General features: G+C 47.4%; 11 protein-coding genes. All 11 read left to right on the top strand.

What is annotated here, in order from left to right; genetic code table 11:
- Positions 1-204: 204 nt before the first annotated feature.
- The gene (locus tag DW922_RS08460) at positions 205-729 is read left to right on the top strand and encodes a hypothetical protein (RefSeq protein ID WP_118726332.1); all 525 of its coding nucleotides are present in this window, start codon (positions 205-207) and stop codon (positions 727-729) included.
- Between the two features lie 234 nt (positions 730-963).
- On the top strand, positions 964-1,158 hold the full coding sequence (locus tag DW922_RS08455) for a hypothetical protein (RefSeq protein WP_118726331.1): 195 nt from the start codon (positions 964-966) through the stop codon (positions 1,156-1,158).
- A 206-nt stretch (positions 1,159-1,364) separates the two neighbouring features.
- Positions 1,365-6,926: a hypothetical protein gene (locus tag DW922_RS08450; RefSeq protein WP_118726330.1), complete on the top strand. Its 5,562-nt coding sequence runs from the start codon at positions 1,365-1,367 to the stop codon at positions 6,924-6,926.
- Position 6,927: 1 nt separating this feature from the next.
- Complete coding sequence (locus tag DW922_RS08445) at positions 6,928-8,013, top strand: hypothetical protein (protein ID WP_118726329.1); 1,086 nt, start codon at positions 6,928-6,930, stop codon at positions 8,011-8,013.
- 86 nt (positions 8,014-8,099) lie between these two features.
- Positions 8,100-8,390: a UxaA family hydrolase gene (locus tag DW922_RS08440; RefSeq protein ID WP_207666300.1), complete on the top strand. Its 291-nt coding sequence runs from the start codon at positions 8,100-8,102 to the stop codon at positions 8,388-8,390.
- A 1-nt stretch (position 8,391) separates the two neighbouring features.
- Positions 8,392-9,552, top strand: a complete 1,161-nt coding sequence (locus DW922_RS08435; protein WP_118726327.1) for a UxaA family hydrolase — start codon at positions 8,392-8,394, stop codon at positions 9,550-9,552.
- A gap of 62 nt (positions 9,553-9,614) precedes the next feature.
- Positions 9,615-9,941 carry a diguanylate cyclase gene (locus DW922_RS08430; RefSeq protein WP_118726326.1) on the top strand — a complete coding sequence of 109 codons (327 nt, stop codon included), beginning with the start codon at positions 9,615-9,617 and terminating at the stop codon, positions 9,939-9,941.
- 314 nt (positions 9,942-10,255) lie between these two features.
- Complete coding sequence (locus tag DW922_RS08425) at positions 10,256-11,005, top strand: 4'-phosphopantetheinyl transferase superfamily protein (RefSeq protein ID WP_195715036.1); 750 nt, start codon at positions 10,256-10,258, stop codon at positions 11,003-11,005.
- A 35-nt stretch (positions 11,006-11,040) separates the two neighbouring features.
- The gene (gene pyrH, locus DW922_RS08420; RefSeq protein WP_118540425.1) at positions 11,041-11,745 is read left to right on the top strand and encodes a UMP kinase; all 705 of its coding nucleotides are present in this window, start codon (positions 11,041-11,043) and stop codon (positions 11,743-11,745) included.
- A 12-nt stretch (positions 11,746-11,757) separates the two neighbouring features.
- Positions 11,758-12,312 carry a ribosome recycling factor gene (frr, locus tag DW922_RS08415; protein WP_118540426.1) on the top strand — a complete coding sequence of 185 codons (555 nt, stop codon included), beginning with the start codon at positions 11,758-11,760 and terminating at the stop codon, positions 12,310-12,312.
- Between the two features lie 137 nt (positions 12,313-12,449).
- Positions 12,450-13,178 carry an isoprenyl transferase gene (locus DW922_RS08410; protein WP_118719370.1) on the top strand — a complete coding sequence of 243 codons (729 nt, stop codon included), beginning with the start codon at positions 12,450-12,452 and terminating at the stop codon, positions 13,176-13,178.
- The last annotated feature ends 7 nt before the right edge of the window (positions 13,179-13,185 follow it).

Below are 13,185 nucleotides of genomic sequence, written 5' to 3'. Positions count from 1 at the left end.
GCTTAAAGCGGCTGAGAAGCACGTGACTTTAGTCATGTGAGGTTCACATGAGAATAAACCATATATTGCGATATGATAATAGAAATTACTATATGTGGTATACTAACAGTTCGCATTTTGGAAAAAAACATGCGGATATCGGGATAATCTCTTGCGACTTTACACAGAATCTGTTATGATTTTGAACAGATAGGAGCAGAGAAAATGAAATTAAAGAGTGAGATGCGGGTTTATTTTGATATGGATGGCACGATTGCCAAGTGGCGCGATGTGCCGGTTGAGGAAACCAGAAAGCCGGGATATTATGCTGATTTGGAGCCGGAAGTGGAGTTGCTGGATTTCATGCGAGATGCAATGAAGGCTGGTGAGAACATTTATATTCTGTCCTCGTATTATACGGACACCAGAGCACTTCTGGAAAAGAAAAAGTGGCTGGACAAGTATCTTCCGGAGATTGATTCAGCGCATTGCCTGTTCGTGCCGTATGGGAAAAACAAGGCGGAGTTCATCGAAGCTATGCTGCATCGGAAGCTCAGCACGGCAGATATCCTTATTGATGACCATACGCCGAATCTCCACCGCTGGGAGGAAGCAGGCGGCCTTGGCGTGAAGTGGCTGAATGAGATCAACGGTAATAACGGTCGCTTTGAGGGTGCCCGTGTTGGCACTGCAGAGGAATTAAGAGCGGTTCTGGATGCAGAAATGGAGAAGAAAGCATCCGGTTTTTAAGTTGGAAAAAAGGTTAGGCAAGAAAAATAATAATCGCATAAGAAGAGAGGCTGCTTCGTGATGAGGCAGCCTCTTGAAATTTATACCCTGTCAATTCATTCAACTAGCGGCTGACTGCTATTTACAACATAAGCGTGTATAATAGAAAAAGCAAAGGGAGGAAACCGATTATGAGACAGTTAATCAATTGTCTTTACACAGGAGACCAATCACGCAAAAGAGGTGAAAAGATTCTTGAAGGACGATGCCTTAAAGATCGCCAAATGGCAGCGGGAGCATAAATGCAGATACCGCACGGCCGGAGGCTGCCAGAGCTTTGGCGCGTTTGGCGGAGGATATGGATACTATTTTGTGCCGAATAGCATGGGGATTTCCAGAACGGTAACCTGCGCCTGTGGTGCGGAATTGGATCTGTCCTCATATAGTTAGGATAGTGAGCGTGAATCTTAGGCGGTTCAATTGCCGTTGTAATACACGAAAACATGAAATGGAATTTCTTTTTCATGGTGTCAGGTCATTTTGATGCCGCTCTGAAAAAGAAATTCCTTTTCTTTTTTTGCGCCGGCCATGTTTGTTGACGATGCCCGGACAGAAGGGTATAATGATTCTAATAAAACAGAAGGGGAAGGTAGAGCATGCAAAAGACAAATTCTGTAGAAGGCCTGAAGTGTGATCTGGAAAAGCTGCAGCATCTGACAGACGCATTGGTGCCGGATCTATCCCAAATAAATGAGAAAATCCGTGCTGGCAGACTGCTGCCGGAAGGAATGGGCAAGAAAATAGCGGATTGTCTTTATGAGATAAACCAGATTCAGACAGAACTGAAAACGCAGTTTGCTTCTTTAAAGCTTGGGGAATTACCGGAGCAGACAGCAGAGCTTGAAAGGATCCTGGAAGAATACCAGAAAAAACAGAAATTAAAAAATAAATATCTGCAGGTAGTAAGCTTTTTCATGTCCCTGCATTCGGAGGAAGAGGCGATAGAGAAGCTGCTGGACCGCAAAAAAATGCAGCTGGCACTTTTGGATCTGGAATCGGCAGAGTCAGAGGAAGAATTCCAGCAGACGTTAGAGCCGTATATCCTGTTAAAAAATACATTGGAGGAAACAGATGATCGCAAAAAGTTTTCCCTGATGTATCAGTTGGCTGGCTTCTACGAGGAAGCCATTTTCTCTGGAATCGGACGCGGGAAGATTACCAGCTCACAGGAAGAACTGTGCAGTACGGCAGAAGCAGAGACTCCGTCCGTGCCGGAAGCAGCAGCCCTGGAGCCGGAAAAGCTTCAAAATTCAGGTGAGGAGAGTGCAATTGGTAACGCAGACACCGGCGAGAAGGAAATCGCAGATACCGTTGCGGAGGAGAATACAAGCATCTTGGCTGCGAACATCTGGGAAGAGCTTGGCGTAGAAGATGCATCAGCATTGTGCCACAGGGAGCAGACGGAGCTGCTTTCTGTACAGACGGCTCCAAAGGCTGCCGATAAGTTCGGTACAAGCAAATTTAAAAATGAGATCGGCAAGCAATCCTGCAAGGAAAAAATCATCTGTATGGTGGAAGCATTGGACGGATGTGCCTATTCGAAGAAATCCATTGCGGTGTACTATAACCGAAAAGCTGGTTATTATGATCTTGTGACCGATAAGCTGTACCAGCTTGGCTATCTGAAAAAATATTCCGTGGAAGGAATGGGAGAGTTTTTTACGCTTTCTGAAAGAGGAGATAAGGCTTTTTCGTCAAAAGAGTCCTTTAATTTCCTTCAGCAGCACAGTCCCTATGTGAGAAAGCCTTTACCGGATGATGGAGAAAACATTGAAGATACTGCCAATGCTGCAATGACACGGCTTTTATGCTGTGAATGTTATGAAAAAACATTGCAGGTTGACAGAGACTATACTTTCTGGAGAAGAACCATCTGTTTATCCACAGATTTCTTCACTTTGATTCTGCCGGATGTAATGGGTTCCTTAAAGCTTGCATATTTTGGCATCGTGTCGGAAAATCCGGAAGAATTTCAGCGGGCACAGGAAAAACTTGCAAATCTGTATGAAAAACATAAGCCGGACTACCTCATTGTCGTGGAACCGGACAAGAAACTGGCATTTCAGATGGTGAAGTGGGTTGCTGGTATCATAACACCTGAGGTCTGGGTGGGCTACAGTGTATATGGCGAAAAAGGAATATTTGACGCTTCTACAGGAGCTTTACTGGAAATCCTGCCTCCTGACGAAGATATAGAAGAGCCTGCAGATGAACCGGAAACTTTGGAATGCGCAGAGGAGCCGGAAACCTCAGCGCAGGCAGATGTGACAGATACGGCAGAATACGGGGAAACTATTGATGAGACAGTCCAGAAAGAAGAAATCCAGGAGACTGAAGCAGAGAAAAACGTAGAAGAAAAAACAGAAGAAATTCCGGAATATGAAGAAATTACAATGGAGACTGCAGTTTCTGGAGAAAATGCAGAAGAAGCTATAGAAGAGACTACAGAGGAAGCCGCAGAAGAGGCTGTAGAAGAGGCTGCAGAGGAAGCTGCAGAAGAATTCATAGAAGAAACCGCAGCAGAATCTGTCCAGGAAAAACAGCCGGAAAATCCGGCCGTTTCCGGTACGCTCCTTACGGAATCAGAAAAGCAGGATTATAATGCGAAGTATCAGGAGATGCTTGCATCCGGGAAATTTTATGCAGCGACTACGTTTTTGAAGTCCCTGTCTAAGCAATTTTCATATTATGAGCCGGTATACCGCCAGGTTGCGTATGCGCTGAATGATCCTATGGAGAACTGCAGCTACAGCTCCGACAGCATTATCAATGTTTTTTATGAGGGAGAGACTCCGGTTTCCGATTATTTTGTGATCTCCGCTGCGATCCGGGATTATTTTTATGACCAGTTCAGCTATGAGTATTCCCTGCCGCAGCTTCAGTCCATGGTATCCGGAAGTGAGGTATTGCAGGAAATTCCTTCTGTGGAGCGGATCGTTTATCTGCTGCAGAAGTTTAAGACGGAAAACCAGAAGGGGATGGACCGCTATGCTGATTACCGCGAGAAAGAGCGTGCGATTCTCGAAAAGCGCCTGGAAAAGACAAAGCAGGAAGCAAAGGGCTATTACCAGAATTACAGCTCTGGCAATATGAAAGAGAATGCTTCCCATAAGCGTTTTATCGAAACATCTAAGTTGTTGCTTGGCCCGAAAAGTGACCTGAGTGAGTACCTGAAAATGGTTGCTGACGATAACCGGGACATGGTGGAACTTTTGGAGGAATTCCTTTCTACCAACTATGTGAAGGATCATGCTGCAATCCGTGAAGAGAATATTGAGCCTGCCAAGATTGACCGGATTCTGGACGAGTACTGGAACAAGGCAGCGCAGAACATGAGACTGGTGAAAAAGACCTCAGACCTGATGAGCAGCCTCAGAATGAATCTGTTCAAAAAGGTACAGAAGGTTGTAAGTGTTTTATGCAATTATGTATTTCTGTGTAAATCCAGCATTTCCATGCAGGATGACCCGGCAGACCGGGAATATAAGAGAAACAGAAAAGACCTTCTCAGTGATATTGAAGAGGCGTTAAGTGTGCTTGGAACAGAAAATCCGGGCAGCCTGGAGCTTCTGGCAGGCAAAAATGTGCTTGCAAAGACGCTTATGGAAATCAAGGACAGAATCGATGGCACCTATAAAGAAGGAAGTTATAAGTATTTTTACATGGACTTTCTGAAAAACGATAAGATCCTTCTGGATGAAAGCTTTCTCCCGATCCTGGATGAGGTGCTGGAGCTTCCGGAATTTTCTGTGAGAAGCCGTATCCTCAGACACTGTGAGGAAAGCAGTGCAGAGCATAAGAGCTGGGAAGAACGCATCGATGATATCTATAAGCATGAGGATAATTACGGCTCTGCAGAGCTGATCTTCCGGTACGTGGAGGACCAGGAAATCCCATTTGAAAACCTGGCGCAGCAGCATTCAAAAATGAACGAAGCAATGAGCTATCCGAAGACTGATATGGAGAATAACCGGAAGGGGTTCATTGAGGATCTGGAGCTGGCACAGAGCTATGGACAGATGGATAGCACCGTAGAAAATACAAAAGAGATTATCCTTCAGATCATGGAAAACTGGTTTGTGTGGGCAAAGGATACCATGAACTATGGCTTCTTTTCCCAGATCCTGAATGCATTTCTGGAGAAGATCCATAAGGATGCTGAGGCAAGAAAGGACGAGTTGAATAATGATCTGAAAGTCTATCTGGAGAAAAATAAAGAGTATGAGAGTAATCAGGCAGTTTCTGCTGTTGTAAAGCAGATCAAGGACCGTATCGACCAGCAAAATTATGCGGCAGCAGAGGACCTTTTGAACCGCCTGATCAGAAATGACCTGGAGCTTGACGAGAATGTGCAGCAGCAGACAGATTATCTCCTGGAGTTTCTGGAGGAATACGATATTAACTATAAGAAGACTGCAAAGTCAGGGGCAACCTTAAAATCGCTGGTTCCTACGTTTAGAAACAATAAGGATACAAAGGGTGCGAATAAACTTTTGGAAAACTGGCCGAAGGGAGCCAGTGTAGGGGAAACTACCATCCGCAGCCTTCTGGATGCACTTGGATTTGATACCGCTGCTGTAAAGCAGGAGCCGCGTCTTCAGGGAAAGATCGAAAGCTATCTGATCACCTTAAAACGCCCGCAAAACGGAAGAAAAAGCAATTACAAACATCCGATCTCCGCATTTGGATCGGAAGCGGAAACGAAAGGCTTCCGGGTTGTCTGTCTTTTTGGAAAGACAGATGCTTCCAGACTGATCGATACGTTTAAGGAAATCGGCAATGCGAAAAATACCCTGGTGCTCCTGGACTATGCGTTATCGCTGGCAGACCGCCGTATTCTTGCAAGAAAAACAAAAACAGACTTAAGCAGTAAGATATTTGCAGTGCTTGACCGTGTGGCTGTTCTTTACCTGGCGAAGCATTATGCGGAAACGGCAGTGAACCGTATGCTGATGTACATTGTGATGCCATTTGCATCTTACCAGCCGTACATCAACAAATCCGCAGATGTGATGCCGCAGGAGATTTTTATCGGGCGCAGATATGAGCTGGAAAAGATTGAATCCCCGACAGGGGTGAACCTTGTATATGGAGGCCGCCAGCTTGGAAAGACAGCACTGCTGCGTATGGCTAAGAAGGATATCGATATGAACGAAAACGGTGACCGTGCGATCATCGTCAATGCCTGGGAAAAGGATTACCGGGAGACGGCAAAGGCAGTCTCTGCTGCCTTGTTTGACGAGGGCATTATCGAACAGGAAAATATCACGGATGACTGGAGCATGATCGCCAGAGATATCAAGAACCGCCTGCGCGATACGGCAAAGCCTATCCCATATTTCCTTCTTATGATCGATGAGGCAGATACCTTTATCGAGAGCTGTGCGGAGGTAAACTACCAGCCGTTTGATGCATTAAAGGAGATCCAGGGCATTGGAGCAGGCCGCTTCAAGTTCGTTTTTGCAGGCCTGCGCAATATCGTAAGATTCAAGCAGGAAACGGTATTAAAGAACAATATTGGCCTGGTGCATCTGGAATCGCTTACGGTAAAGCCGTTTAAGGCAATGGAGGCGAGAGAGCTTCTGGAGGTGCCGTTATCGTACTTAGGCTTCCGCTTCCCGAAGGATAATGAGACAGAGGTTCTTATTTCCACGATCTTTGGAACGACGAACTACTTCCCGGGACTGCTCCAGCTTTATTGTACAAAAATGATCGAGGCAATGCGCCGCGATTATGCCGGTTATCCGGAAAGCGAGACACCGCCGTATTATGTTAAGAAAGAACATATCAAAAAGGTTCTGGCAGAACAGTCCCTGCAGGATGACATTTATGATAAATTCCTGATCACGTTAAAGGTAGATGGCGATGATTACTACTATATTATTGCCCTGCTGGTTGCTTACCATTACCACGAATACAAATCCTCAAATGGCTGCAATGCAGAGGAACTTTTGAAACTGGCAGATGGATATTCCATCAAAAAGATCGCTGGCCTCGATAAAGATAAGCTGACTGCACTGATGGAAGAAATGCGCGAGCTGAACGTGCTGCAGCACACCGGTGACGGGCGTTACCGTTTTACGCGCCACAGCTTCTGCCAGATGATGGGAACCACACAGCACATTGACGATGAGCTTGAAAAATACATGGAGGACTAGTATGGCGGATATGGACGAGGTATGGTGGAACCATATCATAAAGGCACACAAGTTCATGGAGGATATTGTAAATGCTGCGGCGGAGGGGAAAAGTGTGCTCCTCTCCCTGCCGGAGCAGGCTCCATGGAGAGAGACACTTCAGAATCTGGTAGAGGATAGGCTGAAACTGGAAAATTCGAATAATGTGATGGATTATATTCCATGCCCTGAGGAAGAAGCAGGATTATTTCTCTTGAACAAATACTGTAAAAAGGAGAGAAGGGCATCCTATCGCTACGGGGTAAGCTATGCGGAATTTTTGGGACAGTGTGAGGATATTGTCTTAAACGACCGGTACATATGGGTATATGACATTCCCCAGGATAAATGTGGCGAATGGATGGACTTCATCGTAGAGTACAATAAAAACGTAAAGGAAAAGACTCCGGCTGTTTTCATTCTGGAGGTGAAGGATGATAATCTGGTGAACAAGGCCAGAAAAGGAATACGGAAGCTGGCCTTTCACCAGAATATCAGTGCGTATGACCGCTTTGCCTTCTGTGCGCTGGCTGCGAGTGACAGCAGTACCTGCAAGGAATATCTGTATCCGTACCTTGCGGAGCTTGCGGCATCCGTCTGCAAGGATGACATTGAACTGTGCGCACAATGCGTCAGCAGAGGAAACCGGTTTTTAAAAAATCCGGAAGAAACGCTAAAAGAGATTCTTTCTGAAGGCTGCCGCAGTGACGGAGAGTGCTTTACTTATTCCGGGTCAGCAGAAGAATTAAAGACCCTGATCTGGGAAGCACAGTTAAAAAATGTATTTCCGGTCATCGAAAAATACCGGAGCTCTTTTATAAAAAAACATAAGGATGCGATCCAGAAGGCACTTCCGGTCAGCAATTCTTATGGACAGAATGTAACAACCCCGGAGGAGGTCGAGATCGGAATGCTTATTTATATGGTGGGAAACCAGCTGATCCACGTAAGCAGCAGTGAGTATCAGGAAATGGAATGCTTCCGGGATGCCAGAAATAAACTGGCACACTTAAACGTGATCGATTTTGGGAGCGCAGACCTGATCCTGAGGAAGGCAGAAGCCTTATAAAATATATGCTTAAGATGGATGGGAGACACACTATGGACGAGACTAGAAAAGCTGAAGGATGGACTGATCGCAAGAAAGGAGAAGCTATGGAAAACTTACAGACTAACGCAATGATCGTAAATGAAAATGACCATGTGATCATGACAACAGAGCTGGTAAAGGGGGGACAGATGCTTTGTTGGAGGGACGCAGGCGGGATTCATACGCTTCCTGCGCTGGAGGACATTCCAAAGTACCATAAGGCCGCGGTAAAAGCAGTGAAGCAGGGAGAGCAGGTGTTGAAATACGGGGAGAATATTGGCCGTGCACTGGCGGATATCGAGCCGGGAGCATGGGTACATACACACAATATCAGCGATTATCCGGAGGTGAAATGATATGAAATTCAAGGGGTATCTTCGAAAAGACGGAAAAGTAGGGATCCGCAACCATGTGGTGGTCATGCCTGGCGTGATCTGTGCGGAAATAGCAGCAAAAAAGATCGCAGCAGCCTGTGACGCAGTATTCCTTCCAAACCCGGTTGGCTGTGGCTTGAACCCGAAGGATATGGTAGTGATGATGGACGTTTTGTCCGGGATTTTGGCGAATGCCAATGTATACGGTGTCCTGATCGTAGGGCTTGGCTGCGAGTTTATTAAGGAGGAGCAGTACCGGGAGGCAATCTGGAAAAAGTCAGAAAAGCCAGTTCATTATGTGGGAATCCAGGCAGAGGGAGGCCTTGGAAAAACCATAGAAAAGGGAAGTGTTCTGGTCCGCCAGCTGCAGCAGGAGGCAGCTGCAGTTCTAAGAACAGAGGCAGATCTTTCTGACTTGATCCTGGGGCTGGAGTGCGGCGGCTCTGACCCGACCTCCGGCTTTTCTTCCAACACTGTGCTGGGGCTGGTCACCGATGAGGTGATCGATGCGGGAGGTACGGCGATCCTGAGTGAGACGGCTGAGGCCATTGGTGCTGAACATATTTTGCGAAAAAGCGGAAGAACCCCAGAGATCGGAGAGCAGATCTACCAGGCCATCATTGACTGGGAGCGGAACCGCTATGCAGAATCCGGGCAGGATGTGCGCTGCGGAAATCCTTCCCCGGGCAATATGGCGGGAGGTATCACCACGCTTACCGAGAAGTCACTGGGCTGTATCCATAAGGCGGGTTCCAGACCGTTTGACGGCTGTTATGAGTATGGCCAGTGGATCGATAAAAAAGGTCTGTATTTTGTAAATGCGGCCGCGTCCGATGTGTTAAATGTCACGGCGTTAGTGGCTGCGGGTGCAACTCTGGTTGCCTTTACAACAGGACTGGGCAACCCGATCGGAAATCCGGTCACACCGGTCATAAAGATCACAGGAAACCACGATACGGCGCAGGCATTGTACGAGATCATTGATGTGGATACCAGTGCCAGCATCCGGGGGGAAAAGACCCTGGAGGAATTAAAAGAAGAGATGCTGTCCTGCTTCCAGGAAGTTATGAATGGAAGACAGACACGTGCTGAGGAAAACGGAGCGGTCGAGATCAGCATCAATCAGAGCTATAGCTACGCATAGGGTGCAGACCCGGCGCGCAACTGTGCCAGGATACATACTTTTTATGACAGAATACCGGAAGGATGGTAACAGATGGAGGAGTACAAAAGATAAAAAACAGGGAGAACCGGATGAATCTGTTTGCCCGTCTTGGCGGTGATGAATTCTGTATTATCCTGAAGGATTGCCCAAAGGAGGTTGCGTACAGCAAAATGTACTGGATCCAGCATGATTTTGCGAAGCAATCGGACAAGCCCTATGAGAAAAATTTCAGCTTTGGCATTGTACGGGTTCCGGCTAAACACGGTCCGGTGGACTTAGAAGCGCTGCTTCGCAAGGCTGACCAGGCTATGTACCAGCAAAAAAGGATGCATTATCTGGCACAGCACCATCAAATGACGGCAGAGTAAAGGGGGAAAAAAGGTATCGCAGGAAAGCTTAATGATTTGAATTGGATAATATGCACAAGAAAACATGACAAAATTTGTCAAGTTTGTGCACACTTTTCGCTTCTGGTATGATACTATAATGGACGTAAACCCCCCAATACATTATATAGTTTTTGCAACAAAACGAAATACCTTCTCCTGAAATGACCGGTTCCCCAACCGGTCATTTCGTCGTTTCATAGGAAATTGTGTCCTATGAAGCAAAAACGCGCTGCGAGGATCGCACTGCGGCGGGATAATCAGATAAAATCCGGGGGATGAGGAGGCAAAATCCTATGGAAGTATATGTATATATGATGCGTGTGGATGATCCGCTCACGGCTTCACAGGAAGCATCTTTAAAAAGCCGTCTTTCTACAGCAAGACAGAACAAAATAGAAAAGCTCCGCTACGACGCAGACAAACACCTGTCTCTTGGTGCGGGGCTTCTTTTGGATCATGGGTTAAGCCAGTTTGGACTGAAGGAGCGGGAGGAAGAATTTGGTACGGTTGAAAATGGGAAACCCTGCCTGAAAAACCATCCGGGGATCCAGTTTAACCTGTCGCATTCCGGTGCCATGGTCATGGCTGCCTTTACATGCCAGAAAGCCAAAAAGGAATCCGGATGCGCTGGGACATCCATTTTTTCTGCTGCAGGGGAAGGGCAGGCCTGCCCGGTCGGATGCGATGTGGAGCGGAAACAGAAGGCCCGCATGGATGTAGCCAGGCGTTTCTTTGCTCCTTCCGAGCAGCAGCTTCTTTTGTCTGCGAAGACGCAGGAAGAACAGGATCTGTTATTTAGTCGCTTGTGGACGCTAAAAGAAAGTTTTCTGAAAGTGGATGGGAAGGGCATGGCGATGGCCCTTGACAGCTTTGCCATAGAGCCTGGAAAAACGCCAAGGCTCGCCGGGATACATGGCAGCCAGTACCATTTCCGGGAATTTCAGCTTGCGGATTACTGTGCGTCGGTGTGCGTGAAGCGGAAAGACCTGACAGAGGATGACAAGTTTTTTTTCTCTTTTCAAAACCTGCAAGATATGGTATGATACCGTTAGAATTTAAAAAGGAGAAATCTGACCATATGGATATGAAACGAGTGTTTTTGAAGTTAAGCGGTGAAGCACTTGCCGGACCGAAAAAAACCGGTTTTGACGAAGATACAGTCAAAGAGGTTGCCAGACAGGTGAAAATTTCCGTAGATGCAGGCGTGCAGGTCGGCATTGTTATCGGAGGAGGTAACTTCTGGAGAGGACGCACCAGCGACGCGATCGAGCGCACCAAGGCAGACCAGATCGGCATGCTGGCTACCATCATGAACTGCATTTATGTTTCGGAAATCTTCCGCAACGCAGGCATGAAGACAGAGGTTCTGACACCGTTTGTCTGCGGTGCTGTGACAGAGCTGTTTTCCAAGGATAAGGCAAACCGCTATTTCGAGGAAGGCAAAGTTGTATTCTTTGCAGGCGGCACCGGACATCCGTATTTCTCTACCGATACCGGTATTACCCTGCGTGCAGTGGAGATGGACGCAGACTGCATTCTGCTTGCAAAATCCATCGACGGTGTGTATGACAGCGATCCGGCCAAGAACCCGGATGCAAAGCGCTACGACACCATCAGCATCCAGGAGGTCATCGACAAAAAGCTTGCTGTGGTCGACCTGACCGCATCCATCATGTGCATGGAGCACAAAATGCCTATGGCAGTATTCGATTTAAATGAAAAAGACAGCATTGCAAACGCAATGCAGGGAAAAATAAACGGCACGATCGTGACCGTCGATTAACAGGAGGACACTATGCAGGAACACTTAAAGTTATACGAGGACAAAATGGAGAAATCTCTGGATGTGCTGCTCGACGAGTATGCATCCATCCGCGCAGGACGTGCTAACCCGCATGTACTGGACCGCATCCGTGTAGACTATTACGGAACCCCGACTCCGCTCCAGCAGGTCGGCAACGTCAGCGTACCGGAGGCACGCATGATCGTGATCCAGCCGTGGGAGAAGAATCTGTTAAAGGAGATCGAGAAAGCAATCCTGGTTTCTGATCTGGGCATCAACCCGACCAACGACGGTAACGTGATCCGCCTGGTATTCCCGGAGTTAACCGAGGAGCGCCGTAAAGATCTTGCAAAAGATGTAAAGAAAAAAGGGGAAGGTGCGAAGGTTGCGATCCGTAACATCCGCCGTGACGCCATCGACAGCATCAAGAAAATGGAAAAAGCAGGAGACATCTCCGAGGATGATTTAAAGCAGGGCGAAGAGAAGATCCAGAAGATCACCGACAAGATGATCGAGAAAGTGGACAAGGCCATCGAGACAAAGACCAAGGAGATCATGACTGTCTAGTCCCTTGCTGGCTGCAAAACCGACAAGCAGCAATAGAAATGGGTAACTGTGAGACACAAGGCAGTTACAAAATCTGAAAAGGGTAGGGGGAGAGCAATCTTCCCCCTTTTCTTTGTATTGATCATGGGAGGAATATTATGTCTGGACAATTAGAGGGAATGGTGATCCCAAAGCATGTGGCCCTGATCCTGGACGGCAACGGCCGCTGGGCGAAAAAACGCGGTCTGCCGCGCTCCATGGGACACAAGGAAGGCTGTGTGACGGTAGAAAAAACCGTAGAGATCGCAGCCCGCATGGGAATTGAATATTTAACAGTGTATGGCTTTTCCACGGAAAACTGGAAGCGCTCCGCAGAGGAAGTCGGTGCGCTGATGCAGCTGTTCCGTTTTTATATGGTGCGTCTGTTAAAAGTAGCTTCTGCCAACAATGTCCGGGTTAAGATGATCGGGGACCGTACCCGTTTCGACCAGGACATCATCGATGGCATTAACCGTCTGGAGTCAGAAACAAAAGACAATACCGGTCTGACGTTCGTGATCGCGGTCAATTACGGCGGCCGGGATGAGATCACCCGTGCAGTGAAAAAGCTGGCTGAGGACTGTCTGGCAGGAAAACAGAGTGCGGAGGAGATTACCGAGCAGGTTGTTGCATCGTATCTGGATACTGCCGGAATGCCAGACCCGGATCTTCTGATCCGCACCAGCGGCGAGATCCGGCTTTCCAACTATCTGCTGTGGCAGCTTGCCTATACCGAGATTTATGTGACAGACTGCCTGTGGCCGGACTTTGACCAGGAAGAGCTGGAAAAAGCAATCATGGCCTACAATAAACGCGACCGGCGTTACGGCGGGGTAAAACAGGCATAAGGAGGAA

Source organism: Clostridium sp. AM42-4 (genome assembly GCF_003480105.1).
Taxonomy (GTDB): Bacteria; Bacillota; Clostridia; order Lachnospirales; family Lachnospiraceae; genus Brotaphodocola.
Note: the sequence above shows the minus strand (reverse complement) of the source record. Positions and strands in the feature narration are given on the sequence as shown.